The organism is Parafannyhessea sp. LCP19S3_B1 (assembly GCF_052121955.1).
Lineage (GTDB): Bacteria > Actinomycetota > Coriobacteriia > Coriobacteriales > Atopobiaceae > Parafannyhessea.
Genome location: NZ_JBQKDH010000007.1, coordinates 98167 through 117227, shown reverse-complemented (window position 1 = coordinate 117227; position 19061 = coordinate 98167). Strand labels below are relative to the sequence as shown.

The window sequence follows — 19061 nt, the reverse complement described above, 5'->3', positions numbered from 1 at the left end:
GCGTGCGTCCGCTACGAGCGCGCGACGTACGTGCCGGGCATGGCGCCCGTGGGCTCGCCGTCGCGCGCCACGAGCTCTCCGTTCACGAACACCAGCCGCGCGCGGCCGTGCGCCTTGAAGCCCTCGTACGGCGTGTAGTCCACGGCCTGGTGCTGGTTGGCGGCGCCTATGGTCCAGCGCGCCGCCGGGTCCCACACGCACAAGTCCGCGTCGGAGCCCGCCGCGAGCGCGCCCTTGCGCGGGTACATGCCAAACTCCCGCGCCGCGCCGGTCGAAAGCAGCCGGCAGAGGTCCATGGGCCCCAGCTCGCCCTCGAACGTGGTCATCACCAGCGCGGGGCGGTGCTCCACGCCGGGGCCGCCGTTTGGAATCTTGCGGAAGTCCGCGCGGCCGCGGTCCTTCTGCCCATGCAGGTTGAAGCTGCAGTGGTCCGTGGAGATCTGGTCCACCTCGCCGGCAAGCACGGCCTGACGCAGCGCCGCCACATCCGTGGGCCTGCGCAGAGGCGGGCTCATCACGTATTTGGCGCCCGCGAAGCCGTCCTCGCCGCGCTCCAGGTAGCGGGTGTCGTCCAGCAGCAAGTACTGGGGGCACGTCTCCAGCATCGCACGCACGCCGCGAGCGCGGGCGGTCCTTACCTCCTCCAGCCCGAGCCTCGTGGAGCAGTGCACCACGTTCACGCGCGCGCCCGTGAGCTGCGACAGGTACATCAGGCGCCCTATGGCCTCCGCCTCGCACTCCGCCGGACGGCTGAGCGGGTGCCCCTCCGGCCCCGTGATCCCGCGCGCAAACACGCGGCGCTGCAGCTCGTTCACCAGGGTGCCGTTCTCGCAGTGCACGCACAGGATGCCGTCGAACGGCTTGATCGCCTCGAGCACCTCCATGGTCTGGGCGTCGTCCAGGCGCAGGTGGTCGTAGGTAAAGTACGTCTTGAACGAGGTTATGCCCGCGTCGCGCATCGCGTTCACCTCGCCGCGCGTGCGCTCGTTCCAGTCTGATATCGCCATGTGGAACGCGTAGTTTGCGGTGCACGTGCCGTCCGCGCGCTCGTGCCACGCGTCCAGCGCCTGCGTCAGGGTCATGCCGCGGTCCTGCGTGGCGTAGTCCACGATCGTGGTGGTGCCGCCGCACGCCGCCGCACGCGTGCCCGTCTTGAAGCTGTCCGCCGTCCAGTCCATGCCGGTCCAGCACTGCATGTGCGTGTGCGCGTCTATAAAGCCCGGGAACACCCAGCACCCGGCCACGTCGAACACCTCGCAGCCGTCCAGCTGCGCCGCGTCCAGGCCGCCCGGCACCACGGCCGCTATGTGTGCGCCCTCAAGCACCACGTCACCCGCAAGCACGCCGTCTGGCGTCACCAGGCTTCCGCCCCTCAGCACCTTCGTCACAGCAGCCATGCCATCATCCCCTCACATGCACTCCGCAGAACGCCCCAGCTCCCCCGCTACGCGCGCGAGGTCCTTTGGGGTGTCCACGTCCATAAGCTCCGCGGCACGCCGCGCCTCTACCAGCCGCACGCCGCGCGCAAGCGACGCGTCCCGGCGCAGCAGCGCGCCCCCGCCCACGTCGCCAGAAAGCGCGCACAGCGCACCCGCCAGCGCGCCGGGAAACACCACGGGGCTTCCCGCCTCGCCGCGCCACGCCAGCCGGGCCACGCACCCCGGGTGCGCCCCAAACTCCCGCACGAGCGCGTCCACGCTCGCGGCAGAAAGCAGTGGCTGGTCGCCCTGGGCAAACAGGTAGCCCACGCGCGGACCCAGCGCACGCACGCCCGCACGCACCGTGTCGCTCTGCAGCGCTCCCGCGGGCTCTGCCACGGCCGCGCCGCGCTCCGCGCACACGCGCCGCACCTCCGGCCAGCGGCTCACCACAACCACGTCCAGCGCAGGCAGGATGAGCGCGTCCAGCGCGTGCAGCACCACGGCCTTGCCGCCCAGCGGCTCCAGCAGCTTCTGCCTACCGAAGCGCCGGGCCTCGCCGTTGGCCATGACCACGCAGCCAAGGCGGCCGCACTTCTCGCCTGCGCAGCACCTCTTGCCCACGCGCGCACGGTCCATGTCGGTCGCCTCCCCTCGCGTCACGTTGGTGCGCGCCGCCACGCCGTCGCGGCGGGCGCACCCGTGCCACCAGTGTGACACGTGGGCGGGGGGGGGCGGGGGGGCCGCCGCCCCCCCCCCCCCCCCCCCCCCCCCCCCCCCCCCCCCGCCGGCATGCGCCGGCTGCGTTCCTATGCCTGGTTCCAGCGCGGGGTCGCCGCGTCCTCAAGCGCCTTCAGCGTGGCGATGGGGTCCTTCGCCTTCTGCAGGAAGACCATCGCGGCCACGGCGTAGGGCTTGTAGCTGGCCTCCATGTACAGGCCGTCGCGGTGGTAGTCGAAGACCTCGTTCTCGACCTCGCCGTGCTCGCAGCTCACGCCGTTGATGTCGGCGGGCAGCGGGTGCATGTAGATGGTGTCCTGGCCCTTGGCGGTGGTCTCCATCAGCTTCTGGGTGCAGCACCAGTCCTTGTGCGTGGCGTTCTGGGCAAGGAGCTCCTTCTCCAGCTTGTCGATGCCCTCCTGGTCGCCGGCGGCGTACAGCTTGGTGCGCTGCTCCATGGCGGCGTACGGCGCCCAGCTCTTGGGGATCACGATGTCGGCGCCCTCGAAGGCCTCCTCCATGGTGTGGGCCTGGGTGAAGGTCGCACCGGACTCCTTGGCGTACACGCCCGCCTGCTTCACGAGCTCGGGCATGAGGTCGTAGCCCTCGGGGTGCGCGAGCGTCACGTTCATGCCAAAGCGGGTAAGCAGCATGATGAGCGACTGCGGGCAAGAGAGCGGCTTGCCGTAGGAGGGGCTATACGCCCAGGTCACGGCGACCTTCTTGCCCTTGAGGTTATCGAGCCCGCCAAACTCGTTGATCAGGTACAGCATGTCCGCGGAGGACTGGGTGGGGTGGTCGGAGTCGGACTGCAGGCTCACCAGGGTCGGGCGGTGGTCCAGGATGCCGTCGCGCCAGGACTGCTCCACGGACTCCGCGACCTCCTTCATGTACGCGTCGCCCTCCCCGATGAACTTGTCGTCGCGGATGCCGATGACGTCGGCCATGAAGCTGATCATCGTGGCGGTCTCGCGCACGGTCTCGCCGTGGGCGATCTGCGACTTGGACTCGTCCAGGTCCTGCAGCTGCAGGCCCAGCAGGTTGGTGCCGGAGGCAAACGAGAAGCGCGTGCGCGTGGAGTTGTCGCGGAAGTTGGAGACCGCAAGTCCCGACTGGAAGATGCGCGTGCTGATGTTGCGCTCGCGCAGGTTCCTGAGGGCGTCGGCCACCAGATACATGGCCTTCAGCTCGTCGGTCGTCTTGTCCCACGTGTGCAGGAAGTCGTTGTTGTACATGTTCTTGAAGTCGAGCTTGGCAAGCTGCTCAAGGTACGGCTTGATGGTCTTCTCGCTCATGGCGTTACTCCTTGCTGTTGTGTCGTGATGCTACTTGATGTCGTTGTCCGTGAGGGAGGCGCGGAACTCCGTCGCGCTGCCGTCGGCGGAGCTGGGGTCGTACATGTTCAGGGCCGCGACGTACAGGGCCGCGCACGTGGGCAGGTCCTGCTTGTAGGTGACCTCGTTGGGCGCGTGGGCCTGGGACTCGGCGCCGGGGCCAAAGCCCACGCACGGGATGCCGTAGCGGCCCTGGATGGACACGCAGTTGGTCGAGAAGGTCCACTTGTCGCACAGGGGACGACCCTCGCGCTTGTCCATGGACTTCGGGCAGCCGATGCGCTTGTCGCCAAACAGCGCCTTGTGGGCGTCGACCAGAGCCTTCACGTGCGGCGCGGTCTCCTTGTTGATCCACGTCGGGAAGTAGGCCTCGGTCTCGTACACCTCGCCGGTCCAGCTGGGACGGTCGTACATGTACATGGAGACCTTCACGTCCTCGCCGTACTTCTTGACGGAGGGCAGGTCCTCGATCTCCTTCAGGCAGGACTTGTACGTCTCGCCCGCGGTCATGCGGCGGTCGATGCTGATGGCGCAGGAGTCGGCCACGGCGCAGCGGGAGGGGCTGGTGTAGAAGATCTGGCTGACGGTGCAGGTGCCGCGACCCAGGAAGCGGGCGTCCTCGTAGTGCTCGGGGTTGTACTTGGGGTCGAGCATCTTGACGAGGCCCTTGATGGAGGTGGACTCGTCGGCGCCGTTGTTGTTGAGCGCGCGCACGTCGCTTATGATGTCGGCCATCTTGTAGATCGCGTTGTCGCCGCGCTCCGGGGCAGAGCCGTGGCAGCTGACGCCCTTCACGTCCACGCGGATCTCCATGCGGCCGCGGTGCCCGCGGTAGATGCCGCCGTCCGTGGGCTCGGTGGAGATGACGAACTCCGGCTTGATGCCATCGACGTTGTAGATGTACTGCCAGCACATGCCGTCGCAGTCCTCTTCCTGCACGGTGCCGACGACCATGACCTTGTAGCCCTCGGGGATGAGGTCCATGTCCTTCATCATCTTCGCGGCGTACGTGGCGCTCGCCATGCCGCCCTCCTGGTCAGAACCGCCGCGGCCACCGATGAGCTGGTCGTCCTCGAAGCCCTCGTACGGGTCGAAGTCCCAGTTGTCGCGGTTGCCGATGCCCACGGTGTCGATGTGCGAGTCGATGGCGATGATCTTCTCGCCCTCGCCCATGAAGCCCATGACGTTGCCGAGGCCGTCCACCTTGACCTCGTCGAAGCCCAGCTTCTCCATCTCGGCCTTGATGCAGGCGACAACCTCGCCCTCCTCGCAGGACTCGCTGGGGTGAGAGATCATGGCGCGCAGGAACGCCGTCATGTCCTTGCCGTAGGCGTTAGCCGCGGCCTTGATCTTGTCGAAGTCCAGGTCCTTCATGTGATCCTCCTTGCACGGGCCTTTGGGCACGCAGGCGAGCGTCTCCCGGTGGCGATATGACGCTTTGTCTGTATGCCATACTTTTTGTTTGGCAAGACCATTAAACCACGGCACGCGGCCGATTCAAGCCAGAACGCCTAACTTTTTGTTTTTGCTACAAACGGTTGGTTTGAAGAGGCCAGCGGTATGCGTCAGCGGGACCTGCCGGGGGCGCCTCGGGACCGCGTCGAATGTTATCTGCAGGAAACCAATTCGAAATATGCATGGAATCGATTCAGTTGTCGCGTGCCATGCACCCGCACGGGGCCGGACGCGACCCCGCTTGCGGCCGGTGGGCGCCCGCTCGCGGCGACCCGCGCGCGAAGTCCCCCTCCCCTCGGGCGCATCAGAACGAACATTTTCCCTGCGCGCACGAACCGTGCGCATCTGGACACGAACATAGGTCGCAAGGCGGCCACGGGAAGGAGATGGAATGGCAGACAACGACACCCCCACCTCCGGCGGGATGAAGAAGGAGCTCACGCTCTTCAACTTCTTCACCATCGGATTCGGCGCCATCATCGGCACCGGGTGGGTACTGCTGGTTGGCGACTGGATGGTGCTGGGCGGAGGTCCCATCCCGGCCATGATCGCCTTCGCCATAGGCGCGATATTCCTCGTGCCCATCGGCATGTGCTTTGGCGAGCTCACCGCGGCGATCCCCATCTCGGGCGGCATCATCGAGTACGTGGACCGCACCTTCGGCCGCAAGATGGGCTTCCTCACGGGCTGGATGCTGCTTCTGGGCAACGCCCCTCTGTGCCCCTGGGAGGCCATCGCCATATCCACGCTGCTCACGGACCGCTTCGCGGAGTTCCCGGCGCTCGCGTGGCTGCGCTCCGTGAGGCTGTACACCATCATGGGCGCCGACGTGTACCTGTGGCCCACCGTCATCGCGCTCGGATTCGCCGTGCTGGTGATCTTCCTCAACTTCCGCGGCGCCGGCGCGGCGGCGAAGCTGTCGAGCTTCCTTGCGAAGGCGCTTCTCGCCGGCATGGTCCTCGCGATGGTCATCTCCATCGCCACGGGCTCGCCCTCCAACGCGCTTCCCGTGTTCTCGCGGGCCACGCACGCCGCAGGCGGCTCGGCAACGGAGGCGACGTCGCTTCTTGGCGGCATCGTGGCGGTGCTCGTCATGACCCCGTTCTTCTACGCGGGCTTCGACACCATCCCGCAGCAGGCCGAGGAGGCGTCCGACAACCTCGACTGGAAGAAGTTCGGCCTCGTCCCGGCCATAGCGCTTCTCGCCTCCGGCGTGTTCTACCTCATCTGCATCTACTCGTTCGGCACCATCATCGACTGGCACGAGTTCGTCCAGTCCTCCGTCCCGGCCCTCGCGGTGCTGGAGCGCATCAACGTCTTCTTCTACGTCGCGATGCTCATCATCGCAACGCTCGGGCCCATGGGCCCCATGAACTCGTTCTTTGGCGCCTCGACCCGCCTGATGCTCGCCATGGGCCGCAAGGAGATGCTCCCGGCGTCCTTCGCCAAGATCGACCCCAAGTCCGGCGCCCCAAAGAACGGAAACATCGTGATGGCCGTCCTGACGCTCGTCGGCCCCTTCCTCGGCCGCAACATGCTCGTGCCGCTCACCAACGTGGCGTCGCTCGGCTTCATCTTCGCGTGCACCATGGCGGCCTGCGCCTGCATGCGCCTGCGCAAGACCGAGCCCGACCTGCCGCGCCCGTACAAGGTCAACGGCGGCAAGGCCGGAATCGCCTGCGCCATCGCCGCCGGTGCCATCGTGATCGGCCTGATGGTGCTTCCGTTTAGCCCCGCCGCCCTTAACGGCGTGGAGTGGGCCATCACCGCCGGGTGGGTCCTCATTGGCATCCTGATCATGGTGCTGTACGGAAACAGGCACGCCGCCGCGGACACGCATGCGTCCCCAAGCACGGCAAAGGCCTGACGGCCGAGAAGAACGGCTATACCGCGCGCAAGGCGCGACTAGCGATACGCAACAGACAAAGGCTTGTGCGAATTGGAGGTATTGTTATGGGCAAGATCGCGTTCAAGGGTGGCAAGCTCGTAGACGGTACGGGCGCGTCTCCGGTCGAGGACAGCCTGGTGCTGGTGGACGACAAGAAGATCGCCTACGCCGGCCCCGCCACCGAGATTCCCGAGGGCTATGAGGTGCGCGACATCTCTGGCCGCACCATCATGCCGGGCATCGTCGACACGCACATCCACTTCTCGGGCAACCTCACCGACAACGACAACGACTGGGTCATCGAGACCGTCGCCCAGAAGCAGGCCTGCGCCGTGAAGCAGGCATACGACGCCGTGACCCACGGCCTCACCACCGTGTGCGAGATCGGCCGCAACGGCATCGCCATCCGCGACCTGGTGAACATGGGCGTCATGAAGGGGCCGCGCATCTTCGCGACCGGCCTGGGCTTCTGCCGCACCGCCGGCCACGGCGACTGCCACAAGCTGCCGTTCGAGATGTCCAAGACCGGCCACCCCTGGGGCGACCAGGTGGACGGCCCGTGGGAGCTTCGCCACGCCATCCGCATGCGCCTGCGCGAGAACCCGGACGCCATCAAGATCTGGGTGACCGGCGGCGGCATCTGGCGCTGGGACTCCGGCCGCGCCCAGCTCATGAGCACCGAGGAGATCAAGGCCGTCTGCGACGAGTGCGCGATGGTGGGCATCCCCGTGTGGTCGCACTCCTACAACTCCATCTCGGGCGCGTACGACTCGGTGCGCTTTGGCTGCGAGCAGCTGATCCACGGCTTCGAGCTGGACGACAAGACCATGGACCTCATGGCCGAGAAGGGCACGTTCTTCACGCCGACCGTCGGCTTCCTGCCCAGCTGGTACGCGACGTATCCCCCCGAGTGGACGCCGGAGCTTGACAAGTGGCCCGGCAAGGACAACGCCGAGAAGGGCATCGCGCGCTCGTACGCCAACCTCAACCGCGCGTACAAGCTCGGCGTCACGCTCACCGTGGGCTCGGACTCCTTCAGCTTCTCCACGCCGTACGGCTACACCACGCTGGACGAGGTGTACGCGTGGGTCGAGCACTGCGACATCCCCGCGATGGACGCGATCGTGGCCGCGACGCTCAACGGCGCCAAGATGGTCCACCACGAGGACGAGTTTGGCTCCCTCGAGAAGGGCAAGTACGCGGACCTGCTGGTTGTTAACGGCGACCCGCTGGCCAACATCCGCGACCTCACGCCCGACAAGATGGAGGTCATCATGAAGGAGGGCGACCAGATGATCAAGGGCGCCCTGTAGGCGCACCCGCATGAGGGGTCGCGGCCACCATCGCCCGCGACCCCCGCGCATAACAAAGCCAACGCTTTCGGGAGCCGGCCTCGCATTCGCGGCCGACTCCCCTTTTGTGCCGCGCCCGCCCCTGTGCCCGCGCCCGCCCCTGTGCCCGCGCCCTTCTCGCCCGGGCGGGCCCGACGCGCCGCTGGCCTAATTGCCCCATGGTGGGTTGGACATAAAACCTAGAATCGGTCAGGCGTCGCGCGGCGCACAGGGTCGGGCGCGGCCGGCTTTGGGAAGAGGGCGCGGTCGCGCGTTGCGGGCGCGGGATTGGGGGCAGGCGTGGAGGCAAACATCCGCAAGTTCCGGGCGTTCGTGACGAGCGCCCGCCTTGGCAGCTTCACGCGCGCCGCCGAGGAGCTGGGTTGCACGCAGTCCACCGTGAGCCGCATGGTCGCGAGCCTCGAGGCGGACTGGCAGCTGAAGCTGTTCCACCGCCGCGGCACCGCGCTGGTGCTCACGAGTGACGGCCAGGCCGTGCTGGAAGACGCGGACCGGCTGTGCCGCAGCTACGACGAGCTGCACCGCCACGTGGAATCCCTGCGCGGACTGGACTCCGGCACCGTCGCCATCGCCGCCCCGTCGAGCATCGTCGCGCTGCGGCTGGCGGGCCCCCTGGGCGCGTTCGTGCGCAGCCACCGCGGCGTCCAGGTCAACATCATCGAGAGCACGTACGGCGAAGCGCAGAGCCTCATGGAGAAGGACGAGGTGGACGTTGCGTTCGTTCCCCACCCCATGCGGGCGGAGGGCCTCGAGTGCACCCCGTTCGAGCGCGACGAGCTTGTGATCGTGGCGCCGCGGGGGCACTTTGCGCAGCCGGGCGCCATACCCGTGGAGTCCCTGCTGGACGAGATGTTCGTGGCGGACACGGAGACGGCCCCACTCTTGCAGCGCGAGCTTCGCCACTCCAACGTGCGCTGCGTCACCTCTAACACGACGGCAATCCTGGCCATGGTGGAGGCGGGGCTGGGGATATCGCTCTTGCCGAGCCTCGCCCTCGAGGGATGCGAGGACCGCCTGGACGTGCGCCACCTTAAGACGCCCGCGTGGCGCAGCATGTACCTGGTGCACCGCCGCACGCCGGACCTGAGCGCCGCGGCGCGCGCGTTTCTGGAGGTCCTGTAGCGAGCAGGCGGTCGCAAGACGTCATTTGCGAGCCTGGTTGCCAACGATGAATGTGACACATTGTTACATGGATTGCGATTGGAGTGCTGCCCGACGGACGTATGGCCGAGCTCGTTGCACTTGAAGACGACCTTGGTCGATGGCACGTATTCCACGCCATGGTGCCACCCACCAAGAAGTTTAAAAGGGAACTTGGAATGACGAGGAGATGAGCTGGGTGACAGAATTCAAAGCTGCAAATGGCTCTTCTGTGACAGACAAGATGATCGACGAATGGTGCGACGCACTCGATAATGACAAATGGCCCGAAGGATGGAAGAACCGTAGCAAGGTTGTCTATGGGAGGCCGCCCCTCAGTGCCGGCGGGACAGCCACGCTCTCTATAAAGGTACCGGTTGCCATGAAGCAGGCCATCGCAAAAGAGGCGAAGAGGCACGGCACCTCAACCAGCAACTACGCCCGCGCCCTACTCGCCAAGGCAATGCTTGCCGAATGAGGCAATTGAGAGAGTCACACTTTACGTGGCTCCACGTCATCAAACGTGACAGTGCCCGGCACCGCGTTATGCGATGCCGGGCACGTTGTCTATGGCGCGACGTGCGCGCCGCTCAGGGGGCTGGCCACGAGGCGGCTCAGGGGTGTCGCGGGGGCCAGTGGGAGTCTTTCGGGGAAGGCTACTCGTCCTTCTCGCTCTGCCAGGCGCCGTCCCAGACGATCTGGCGGTAGCGCACGGGGTCGGTGTCGCCCTCGGTCGAGAAGAGCAGCACCTGGGAGTCCGGACCCAGCTCCAGCTCCTTGCGCAGCTCCGCGTAGGCGGGGTCGCTCATGAGGGTGGAGATGACGCCCATGCCCACGGCGCCGGACTCGCCGGACGTGACCGCGGGGTCGCCCTTCACGGGGGCGGCCAGCATGCGCATGCCCTTGGCGCTGACCCAGTCGGGGCAGCTCACGAACGCGTCCGCGTGGTTGCGCAGGATGTCCCAGCCGATGGTGTTGGGCTCGCCGCACGCGAGGCCGGCCATGATGGTCTTAAGGTCTCCGCCCACGATGCGCGGGTCACCGTCAGCCGCGAGCGCGCCCTGGTACAGGCAGTCCGCGGCGCCGGCCTCCATGATCACGAACTTGGGCGGGTTGCTGGGGAAGAGGTTGGTGAAGAAGCCGACCATGGCGCTGGCAAGCGAGCCGACGCCGGCCTGGACGAACACGTGGGTGGGGCGGTTGACCTCGAGCTGGCGCAGCTGGTCGGCGGCCTCGTTGGCCATGGTGCCGTAGCCCTGCATGATCCAGGACGGGATCTTGGTGTAGCCGTCCCACGCGGTGTCCTGCACGATCACGCCGTGCTCGGTCTCCTCGGCCTCCTTGGCCGCGAGGCGCACGCAGTCGTCGTAGTTGAGCTCCTCGATCGTGACCTTGGCGCCCTCCTTGGCGATGTTGTCGAAGCGGGTCTTGGTGGAGCCCTTCGGCATGTGGACGACCGCGTTCTGGTGCAGGCGGTGGGCCGCCCACGCGACGCCGCGGCCGTGGTTGCCGTCAGTCGCGGTGAAGAACGTGGCATGGCCGAAGTCCTTCTCGAGCTGCTCGGACGTGAGGTAGTCGAAGTCGCACTCCGCGACGTCGCGGCCGGTCTCCTGCGCGATGTAGCGCGCCATCGCGAACGAGCCGCCCAGGACCTTGAACGCGTTGAGGCCGAAGCGGTAGCTCTCGTCCTTCACGTAGAGGCCGCCCAGGCCAAGGCGGTTGGCCATACCGGAGAGGTTGGCAAGCGGGGTCACGGAGTACTGCGGGAAGCTCTTGTGGAACGCGCGGGCCTTGGCGACGTTCTCAAGGCTCATGACCTGGAGGTTCTTGTCCTCACTCTTGGGCATGTGGTTGGCGACCCACTTGATCTTAGGCTGCATGGAGCTCATGGCCTGTCCTTTCCCCGCGGGCGGTCCCGCGCGTGACGCTTTGCAAACTTGTTGTCTGCTTACATTACTTTTTGTTAGTACCTACTGTAGCGCGCAAGTTGCAAATAACAAGTATGGTATCCAAACTTTTTGTTTTGCTCCGCGGGCGGTAGGCACGGCGCGGCGGGCGCAATAAAATCGGGCGACGCCTGCGAGGCGCCGCCCGAGGTGGCTAGATCATCTCGAGGAAGGCCTCGATGCGCGTCCTGAGCTGGCCGTCGTCCTCGTTGGAGTAGCCGGTGGTCAGGTGCATGTACGGGATGTTGGCCTCGCGGGCGGCAAGCTCCATGCCCGTGGCCTCCATGTCGTAGATGGTGCAGAACTGCAGGGAGCAGTCGATGATGCCGTCCGCCTTGAACCTGCGTGCCATGTCGATCACGTCGCGCTTGCGGCCCTCGTTGGGGGTGAAGATTGCACACTGGATGTTGAGGTAGCGGTCCGCGATGTCGTTCAGCATCTGGTCGACGGTCTCGCCGTCCTCCGGGACGAGGTCCTTGTAGTAGCGGCTGCCGGTGCAGCACTCCTCCCCGACGACGACGCCCCCGGCCTTCTCGATGATGTTGAAGAGCTTCCAGTTGGGCACCGCCATGGGGGTCCCGGTGTACAGGATGCGCTTCGCGCCCCTGGGGGCGACGCCGACGCCGTCCTCCACGCGCTTCTCGCACTCCGCGGCCATGTCGTTGATGGCGCCCGTCAGGCGGGCGGAGTCGTCCATGAACGCCGCCTGGGCCGTGAGCAGGCAGTCGAGGCCGCTGATGGGGACGGGGTCTGCCGTGCGTGTCGCGTCGAGGCGCTGGAGGGCGCGGCGTTTGTCGTTCGCGAGCCTGATGGCGGCGCGCAGGCCGTCGGCCGTGATCTTCTGGCCGGTGAGCTCCTCGAGCCTTGCCGCGAGGCGCTTGACCTCGTTGCGCCACTGCGCGCGCGTGTCGTCGTTGCGGACGTGGGGCACGTCCATCACGTACGTGTCCTTGAGCCGGCCGAACTGCTCGTACGCCTTCTTCTTGCCGTCGCAGGTGTTCTCGCCCACCACGAGGTCCGCGCTCTCGATGTACGGGCAGACGCGTGCGAGCTTGAACCCCATGAAGCCCTTGATGAGGGGGCAGGTGTTGCGCGGAACGTACTTCTCGGCCTCCTCCGGCGCCCACTCCGCGCCGGCGCACAGGCCGACCTCGACGGCGCCGGCCGCGGTCACGACCTCCTCTGGGACGTAGAGGCAGAACGTGCCGACGACCTTCTTGGGGTTGCCGGCCGCACGCCCCTCCACAAGCTCGCGGATGCGGCCGGAGTGCAGCGCGCCCGCGACGCCGTCCAGATAGGACGTTGACTTTGGACGGTTCTTCTGGGTGAGAAACGCATCCCCGTACATCTGGCCCACCGCGGCGAGCAGCCCGTCGTGCGCCTCGACGTCCATGCCGAGGTCGGCCCACATCTTGTGGTAGTCGTACTCTTCTGCCATGCGCTCTCCTCTCGTCTGGCCGGACGGTGCCGCGGCCCCTGTGATTGGGAGCGATGTTAGTCTTGTTGTTATGCAGACTTATTTATTGTTAGGCTAACGGAATGTTTGGTCGGTAGGCGGCTGGGGCGCCGGACCGGGGCGCGGCGCGGCGACGGGACGCGTCAGGATTGGGGCGCGTCGCGGCGCACGGGGGCGACGCTGCGCACGAGCCGGCGCACCCTGCGGCTGAGCTCCTGCGCGCTGGGGCGGTCCTTCTCGCCCACCCAGCGGCGGAACGCGCTGGTGATGCCGCCGGCCAGGAAGTCGCAGGCGAGGTCGTCCTCCGCGGCGCCGACGACGCGGCGAAGGCGGTCGCGCACGGCGAGCTGGATGCGGGCGACGACGTCCTCGCGCGCGCCGGTGCGCAGCAGGCGGCCGAGGCTGGAGGCGCCGTCCGTGACCATGGAGCCCAGGCGCTCGATCGCGCGGGCGAGGCCCTCCTCGTCCGTGGCGGCCGCAGCCTCGTCGAGGACCTCGCTCACGGAGCTTACGGCCTCGTCCTCCATCTCTTGGATGACGGCGCCGACGCTGGCGTAGTGCGCCATGAACGTCTTCTTGTTGATGAGGGCCGCGTCCGCGACGTCCTTGGGCGTGATGTCCGCGCCGCCGCGCTGGGCCATGAGGTTGAGGAGCGCCTCGCGGATGGCACGGCGGGTGCGCGCCACGCGCTTGTCCTGCGCCCTAGTATCCGCTCCCGTTGTGGGGCCATCTTGCGACCGGCTCATCCTGTTCCTCTCCCCCGCCCTTTGGTGACAGGTTACCACGGCACGCTATTTCCCGATTTGCACTTATTTCCAATTTTGGAAATAATGGGTGCGAACGGGCGCCCGAGGGCGCCGACGACGACTGTCGCCGCGGGATGCGGCGCCGAGGGGGCGGGCATACGCGCGGGATGGCGAGCGAAGGGGCGGCGAGCGGCGTGGCCGAGACGTACACGCGGATTGCGGGACCCGTCGTGCGGACGGCGGAGTTCAGGCAGATGGCGGCGTTCACGCAGCACGGCGACACGTCCACGATGGAGCACTGCGAGGCGGTGGCGTACTTCTCGCTCGCGTTTGCGCGGGCGATGCGCCTGAGGTTGGACGAGCGGTCGCTGGTGCGCGGCGCGCTCTTGCATGACTACTTTCTGTACGACTGGCACGACCACGCGCCGGACCGCTGGCACGGCTTCACGCACCCTCGGCGCGCGCTGGAGAACGCAAGCCGCGACTTTGCACTGAACGGCGTCGAACGCGACGTGATTGCGCATCACATGTTTCCGTTTGTGCCCGCGCCGCCTCGCCATCGCGAGGGATGGGTGGTCACGCTGGCGGACAAGTACTGCACGCTGCGCGAGGTGCTGATGCGCAGGCCGTACGCACCGCTTGAGGGGACGGTGATGTAGCGTGCTGCACGGAGCGGCGATGAGCCTTGCGTACCTTGCGCTGAGCTGCACCATCATCAGCGTGGGCGGATGGGTCTGGGAGACGTGCTACTGCAGCGTGGTGGAGCGTCGCCTTGCGAGGCGCGGCATGCTGTTTGGGCCGACCTGCCCGATCTACGGCACGTGCGCCATCGTGGTGTGGTTTACGATGGGCGGCGTACGAAACGCAGCGGCGCTGTTTGCTCTGGGCTTTGTGCTGTCGACGGCGCTGGAGTACTGCGCCGGCGCCCTGCTTGAGCGGCGCTTTGGACGCAGGTGGTGGGACTACTCCATGTTCCCCCTGAACTATCGCGGTCTGGTGTGCCCGCAGGCCAGCTGCGTGTTTGGCGTGTTCGCAGTGATAAACGTCAAGCTCTTGCAGCCGACGATCCTGGGCGGGCTCGCGACGCTGGACCACGGCGCCGTTCTGGCTGCGGCCGGGCTGGTGTGCGCCGCGTATGCGCTGGACCTTGCGGTTACGGTGCTGATGCTGGACGGATGGCGTCCGCGGAGGCCGCAGGCAGCGCGGGCGCCCAGGCTGTCGCGCCTTTGGAGGGCGCTGCGGCTGCCCCTGGCGTAGAGTCGGAAGCGGCGGGTCCGACGGACGTGGGGCGCGCCGGCACACGTCGGTACACTTCTGCCGCGAGTTTGCACGGCGGGCGTAAACTCGGCCCTCACGAGTACGGGCGAGACCCAGCGCCGGTACACACCTGCGCCGAGTTTGCACGCCCGCACGAAACTCGGGGCAGACGGGTACCGGAAGGCGCCCCCGCGGTACACGTCGGCCTCCAGTTCGCGGGAGGCCTGCAAGCTCGCCCCTCATGTGTACGGGAGGCACGCCCCGCCGGTACACGTGTGGCAGAAACGTACGGGATCCCGCAAACTCGCGGCCGACGTGTGCCATAAATGTTCTAACCATGGCAGGAACTCGCCCATGTGTACCGGAAAATGCAAACTCGGGCCTGACGTGTACCATGAGGAATTAGTCTAATTCCACATAACATGAGGTAGATGAGCTGCGCGATCAAAGTCTTAACGAACTACTCGGTACACATCTAAGAGTTCCTGACATGGTTCAACTAATGATGGCACTCGTCTGACCCGAGTTTGCAACTTCTTGTCAAAAGCGCGCCCATGTGTACCCGCCCCGTACACGTCTGCCGCGAGTTTGCAGGGCCCCCTGCAAACTGGGCTTCGAAGTGTACCGGCCCGGTACACGTCGGCCGCGAGCTTGCACCGACCCGTGAAACTCGGCCGCAATGTGTGCCGGCATGTCAACTCGGGGCTCGCGTGTACCGACGCCGCACGACCAAACATCCCCAGAGAGCCGCTCAACAGAGAGCCATCCACCCCGCTCCGGGCTCATTTCATCAGATGTCGTCAGGTTCGGAGCAAAGCCAAAAAAGACAGGGCGCCCGCGAGTCGCACGGACCCACGAGCACCCAATTCATCGCCTTGCCACGGCGTCGCAGCTGGCAACGTCCCACGCCGCCAATGCCTGCCGCGGCTTCGCGCCGCCCGGCGCACGCGCCGCGAGCTACTCCCCCGCATCCTCCTTCAGGACGGAGAGCCGCTCGTCTCCCCACGCGCGCTTGCGCGAGTACGGCGTGTCGTCCAGCGGCAGCCTCCAGCGCAGCTCGCCGTCCAGCTGGTGGTACGCGTTCTGCACGGCGGGCGCGGTGCCGATGGTGGCGATCTCGCCAATGCCCTTGCCGCCGTAGCTCACCGGCAGCAGGTGCTCCTTCTCCACGTAGATCGCGTGGATGTTCGGGATCTGCGTGGAGTGCAGCAGTCCGAGCGTGCCGTACTTCGCCTGCGGCACGGCGTCCTTCATCGGGAAGTCCTCCGTCAGCGCGTAGCCCATGCCCATGAGCACGCCGCCCTCGATCTGGCCCTGGATCGCGATGGGGTTCACGACCTTGCCGGAGTCGTGCGCCGCATAGATCTCCTTTATCTTGCCGCGGTTGGGGCCCTTCTCCTCCAGGACGACGACCGTGGAGCTGAATCCGTAGCAGATGTGGCTCTTCGGGTTGGGCTTGTCGGCGCCCAGCTTGTCCGTGGGCTCGAAGTACACGTAGCCAAACTCGTGGCCCTCCAGGGCGAGAAGCGCCGCCCTCGGGTCTGCGGGGTGGATGCCGTGGCCCGCGACGAGCGCGCTGCCGTCGGCGTAGCCAACGCCCTGGTACGGCGTGCCGTCCTCGTAGGTGATGGTCTTGCCGTCGCCCTTGGCGCGCACCGGGCCCTGCGGCACGGGGCGGCCGGCCTCCACGTCGAGCATGGCGTCGCGCAGCAGGAACGCGGCGCCGCGCACGGCCTCGCCGGTCACGACGGTCTGGCGCGAGCCGGACGTGGTGCCGGAGTCCGGCGCCGCCTCGGTGGAGCACTCGCCGTTCGCGAGCGCCTCGAGCGGCAGCCCCGTGGCCTCGGCCACGTCCTGCAAAAAGACGGTGTTGCAGCCCTGGCCGATGTCGGACGTGGCGGAGTACACCACCGCGCGCCCGCCCTCGACGCGGATGTTCGCGCGGCCGGCGTCGGGAAGCCCCACGCCCACGCCGGAGTTCTTCATGGCGCACGCGATGCCGGCGTGGGACGCGTTCTTCTCGTACACGTCCCTCACCGCAAGCAGCGTCTCCTTCAGCGCGGTGGAGCAGTCCGCGATCTGGCCGTTAGGCAGGACCTCGCCCGGCTCCACGGCGTTGCGCCAGCGCATCTCCCACGGGCTGATGCCCACCTCCTTCGCAAGAAGGTCCATGCACGCCTCGAGCGCGAACTCCGTCTGGCACACGCCAAAGCCGCGGAACGCCCCCGCCGGCGGGTTGTTGGTGTAGTAGCCAAAGCCGCGGATGTCCGTGTTCTGGTACGTGTACGGGCCGACGGCGTGCGTGCACGCGCGCTCCAGCACGGGGCCGCACAGGCTCGCGTACGCGCCGGTGTCGAAGTTGACCTCGCAGTCCAGGCCCGTGAGGTGCCCGTCCTCGTCGCAGCCCAGCGTGAACGTCGCGTACATGTAGTGGCGCTTCGGGTGGAACGCCAAAGACTCCTGGCGCGTGAGCTTGCACTTGACGGTGCGCCCAAAGCGCACGGCCGCCAGCGCGGCCAGGTGCTGCACGGACACGTCCTCCTTGCCGCCAAAGCCGCCGCCCACCAGCATGGTCTGCACCACCACGCGCTCGGGCTCCGCGTCCCAGCCAAACATGTGCGCGACTTCCTTGCGGGTGTCGTACGCGCCCTGGTCCGTGCTGCACACCTTCACGCCGTTCTTGTACGGAAACGCGACGGCGCACTCCGGCTCCAGAAACGCGTGCTCCGTGAACGGCGTCTCGAAGTCGTGCGTCACCACGTGCGCGGACGCGGCCAGCGCGGCCTTCGCGTCGCCGCGCGTGATGTGGCGGCTCTGGCACACATTGTCGTGAAGCACCACGTGGTTGCCAAACGCGTTGAAGCTCTCGTGCACCAAAGGCGCGCCGGCGGCCTTCGCCTCCGCGATGTTGCGCACGGGCTCCAGCACCTCGTACTCCACCTTCACCAGGCGCTTCGCCTTCGCGAGCGTCGCCTCGTCCTCGGCGACCACCAGGCAGATGGCGTCGCCCACGCAGCGCGTGACGTCGCCCTCCGCGATCATCACGTCCCAGTCCTGGATCAGGTGGCCCACCTGGTTCACGGGCACGTCGCGGGCGAGAAGGACGCCCACCACACCCGGCAGCGCCTCGGCCTTCGACGTGTCGATGCTCACCACGCGTGCGCGCGGGTACTTCGAGCGCACCGCGCTCGCGTAGCACATGTCCGGGTAGTCCTCGCGCGTGAGGTCGTCCGGGTACTTGCCGTAGCCCAGCACCTTGCGGCGCACGTCCACGCGAAAGGCGCGCTCGCCCACCCCGTAGTCCTCGCCCTTCTCCAGCGCATCGTCCATGCGCTCGTCTCCACGCAGGATGGCCGCGGCCTTCAGGATGCCCTCGATGATCTTCTTGTAGCCGGTGCAGCGGCAGATGTTGCCGCGGATGGCCCACTTGACCTCCTCCTCGGAGGGGTCGGGGTTGCGGCGCACCAGCATGGCGCCGCTCATGACCATGCCAGGGATGCAGAAGCCGCACTGCACGGCGCCCACGGCGCCGAACGCGTACACAAACGCCTCCTGCTCCTCGTGCGTGAGGCCCTCCACGGTCTCGATGGTGCGGCCCTGGGCCAGGCGCGTGGTGATGACGCACCCCTTGGTGGCGATGCCATCGACGCCCACGGTGCACGTGCCACACGCGCCCTCGCTACAGCCGTCCTTCACGGACGTGAGGCCCAGGTCGTCGCGCAAGAAGCGCAGCAGCGGCTTGTCCTGGTCGGTGGTGACCGTCTTTCCGTTGACGGTGAACGTGAACTGCTCTGCCATGTCTTCCCTACCTCACGGCCATGATGCCGTTCGCATCGTGTATGGCGCCGCGCGGGCACTTCGTCGCGCACATGCCGCATGCCACGCACTTCTCGTCGTCTATAACCGCGCGGCCGTCGACCACGCGCACCGCGCCCATGGGGCACACGCGCTCGCACACGCCGCAGCCGATGCAGCTGTTGGGGCAGGCCTTGCGCGCCGCGGGCCCGCGGTCCTTGTTCGAGCACCGCACCTGGATCACGTTCGCGGCGGGCGCCACGGTGATGAGGTGCTGCGGGCACGCCTTCGCGCACTTTCCGCAGCCACGGCACGCGTCGCGTTCCACCACGGCCACGTGGCGGTCGGCGTCCACGTGGATGGCGCCAAACGGGCAGGCGGCCTCGCAGCTGCCGCCGCCCAGGCACCCCCACGAGCACACGCCGATCCCGTTAGGATGCTCCGCCTTGATCTGGGCGCAGTCGTGCGGCAGCTCCTCCCGCACGATGCCGTCAAGCAGTGCCGTGCCGCCCACGCAGTGGACGACCGCGACCCTTGGCATACGCTTGGCCATA

15 protein-coding genes are annotated in these 19061 nt (G+C 67.2%); 6 read left to right on the top strand and 9 right to left on the bottom strand.

Features of this window, described 5'->3' with window-relative positions; genetic code table 11:
* Positions 1-11: 11 nt before the first annotated feature.
* The 4 genes from hydA to ACTQWE_RS05125 all read right to left on the bottom strand — a co-directional run bounded on the left by hydA (position 12) and on the right by ACTQWE_RS05125 (position 4846).
* Positions 12-1397 carry a dihydropyrimidinase gene (gene hydA / locus ACTQWE_RS05140; RefSeq protein ID WP_441856538.1) on the bottom strand — a complete coding sequence of 462 codons (1386 nt, stop codon included), beginning with the start codon at positions 1395-1397 and terminating at the stop codon, positions 12-14.
* Between the two features lie 12 nt (positions 1398-1409).
* Positions 1410-2057 carry a nucleotidyltransferase family protein gene (locus ACTQWE_RS05135; RefSeq protein WP_441856540.1) on the bottom strand — a complete coding sequence of 216 codons (648 nt, stop codon included), beginning with the start codon at positions 2055-2057 and terminating at the stop codon, positions 1410-1412.
* Positions 2058-2227: 170 nt separating this feature from the next.
* A complete protein-coding gene (gene ygeW / locus ACTQWE_RS05130; protein ID WP_170102991.1) occupies positions 2228-3433 on the bottom strand; it encodes a knotted carbamoyltransferase YgeW in 1206 nt (401 codons plus the stop codon).
* Positions 3434-3463: 30 nt separating this feature from the next.
* On the bottom strand, positions 3464-4846 hold the full coding sequence (locus ACTQWE_RS05125; RefSeq protein ID WP_441856542.1) for a YgeY family selenium metabolism-linked hydrolase: 1383 nt from the start codon (positions 4844-4846) through the stop codon (positions 3464-3466).
* Between the two features lie 472 nt (positions 4847-5318).
* Here ACTQWE_RS05125 and ACTQWE_RS05120 point away from each other — a divergent pair, with 472 nt between their 5' ends.
* The 4 genes from ACTQWE_RS05120 to ACTQWE_RS05105 all read left to right on the top strand — a co-directional run bounded on the left by ACTQWE_RS05120 (position 5319) and on the right by ACTQWE_RS05105 (position 9785).
* Positions 5319-6794: an APC family permease gene (locus tag ACTQWE_RS05120; protein ID WP_441856544.1), complete on the top strand. Its 1476-nt coding sequence runs from the start codon at positions 5319-5321 to the stop codon at positions 6792-6794.
* 86 nt (positions 6795-6880) lie between these two features.
* A complete protein-coding gene (locus ACTQWE_RS05115; RefSeq protein WP_441856546.1) occupies positions 6881-8128 on the top strand; it encodes an amidohydrolase family protein in 1248 nt (415 codons plus the stop codon).
* Between the two features lie 318 nt (positions 8129-8446).
* Positions 8447-9289, top strand: coding sequence for a LysR family transcriptional regulator (locus tag ACTQWE_RS05110; RefSeq protein WP_441856548.1), 843 nt, complete (start codon positions 8447-8449; stop codon positions 9287-9289).
* Positions 9290-9506: 217 nt separating this feature from the next.
* On the top strand, positions 9507-9785 hold the full coding sequence (locus ACTQWE_RS05105) for a hypothetical protein (RefSeq protein ID WP_170102983.1): 279 nt from the start codon (positions 9507-9509) through the stop codon (positions 9783-9785).
* 178 nt (positions 9786-9963) lie between these two features.
* Here the strand turns inward: ACTQWE_RS05105 and dpaL are convergent, their stop codons facing one another.
* The 3 genes from dpaL to ACTQWE_RS05090 form a co-directional block, all read right to left on the bottom strand.
* A complete protein-coding gene (dpaL, locus tag ACTQWE_RS05100; RefSeq protein WP_441856550.1) occupies positions 9964-11196 on the bottom strand; it encodes a diaminopropionate ammonia-lyase in 1233 nt (410 codons plus the stop codon).
* 211 nt (positions 11197-11407) lie between these two features.
* Positions 11408-12691 (bottom strand): double-cubane-cluster-containing anaerobic reductase, encoded by a 1284-nt coding sequence (locus ACTQWE_RS05095; RefSeq protein WP_441856552.1) that lies wholly within the window; start codon positions 12689-12691, stop codon positions 11408-11410.
* A 161-nt stretch (positions 12692-12852) separates the two neighbouring features.
* Positions 12853-13395, bottom strand: coding sequence for a TetR/AcrR family transcriptional regulator (locus ACTQWE_RS05090; protein ID WP_441856553.1), 543 nt, complete (start codon positions 13393-13395; stop codon positions 12853-12855).
* Positions 13396-13649: 254 nt separating this feature from the next.
* Between ACTQWE_RS05090 and ACTQWE_RS05085 the strand changes: the two genes are divergently transcribed.
* Entirely contained in the window at positions 13650-14114 is a 465-nt protein-coding gene (locus ACTQWE_RS05085) for an HD domain-containing protein (protein WP_441921336.1), read from the top strand.
* A 19-nt stretch (positions 14115-14133) separates the two neighbouring features.
* Positions 14134-14712, top strand: a complete 579-nt coding sequence (locus ACTQWE_RS05080; protein ID WP_441856557.1) for a putative ABC transporter permease — start codon at positions 14134-14136, stop codon at positions 14710-14712.
* A gap of 957 nt (positions 14713-15669) precedes the next feature.
* On the opposite strand, the gene xdh is transcribed toward ACTQWE_RS05080, so the two are convergent.
* Together xdh and ACTQWE_RS05070 are read right to left on the bottom strand one after the other, a co-directional pair.
* Positions 15670-18510 carry a selenium-dependent xanthine dehydrogenase gene (xdh, locus tag ACTQWE_RS05075; protein WP_441856559.1) on the bottom strand — a complete coding sequence of 947 codons (2841 nt, stop codon included), beginning with the start codon at positions 18508-18510 and terminating at the stop codon, positions 15670-15672.
* Between the two features lie 7 nt (positions 18511-18517).
* A complete protein-coding gene (locus ACTQWE_RS05070) occupies positions 18518-19060 on the bottom strand; it encodes a 4Fe-4S binding protein (protein ID WP_441856561.1) in 543 nt (180 codons plus the stop codon).
* Between the last annotated feature and the right edge of the window lies 1 nt (position 19061).

Coding starts and splice junctions, on each gene's coding strand:
- hydA (WP_441856538.1), bottom strand. CDS start 1,397: ATGGCTGCTGTGACGAAGGTGCTGAGGGGCGGAAGCCTGGTGACGCCA.
- ACTQWE_RS05135 (WP_441856540.1), bottom strand. CDS start 2,057: ATGGACCGTGCGCGCGTGGGCAAGAGGTGCTGCGCAGGCGAGAAGTGC.
- ygeW (WP_170102991.1), bottom strand. CDS start 3,433: ATGAGCGAGAAGACCATCAAGCCGTACCTTGAGCAGCTTGCCAAGCTC.
- ACTQWE_RS05125 (WP_441856542.1), bottom strand. CDS start 4,846: ATGAAGGACCTGGACTTCGACAAGATCAAGGCCGCGGCTAACGCCTAC.
- ACTQWE_RS05120 (WP_441856544.1), top strand. CDS start 5,319: ATGGCAGACAACGACACCCCCACCTCCGGCGGGATGAAGAAGGAGCTC.
- ACTQWE_RS05115 (WP_441856546.1), top strand. CDS start 6,881: ATGGGCAAGATCGCGTTCAAGGGTGGCAAGCTCGTAGACGGTACGGGC.
- dpaL (WP_441856550.1), bottom strand. CDS start 11,196: ATGAGCTCCATGCAGCCTAAGATCAAGTGGGTCGCCAACCACATGCCC.
- ACTQWE_RS05095 (WP_441856552.1), bottom strand. CDS start 12,691: ATGGCAGAAGAGTACGACTACCACAAGATGTGGGCCGACCTCGGCATG.
- ACTQWE_RS05080 (WP_441856557.1), top strand. CDS start 14,134: ATGAGCCTTGCGTACCTTGCGCTGAGCTGCACCATCATCAGCGTGGGC.
- xdh (WP_441856559.1), bottom strand. CDS start 18,510: ATGGCAGAGCAGTTCACGTTCACCGTCAACGGAAAGACGGTCACCACC.
- ACTQWE_RS05070 (WP_441856561.1), bottom strand. CDS start 19,060: ATGGCCAAGCGTATGCCAAGGGTCGCGGTCGTCCACTGCGTGGGCGGC.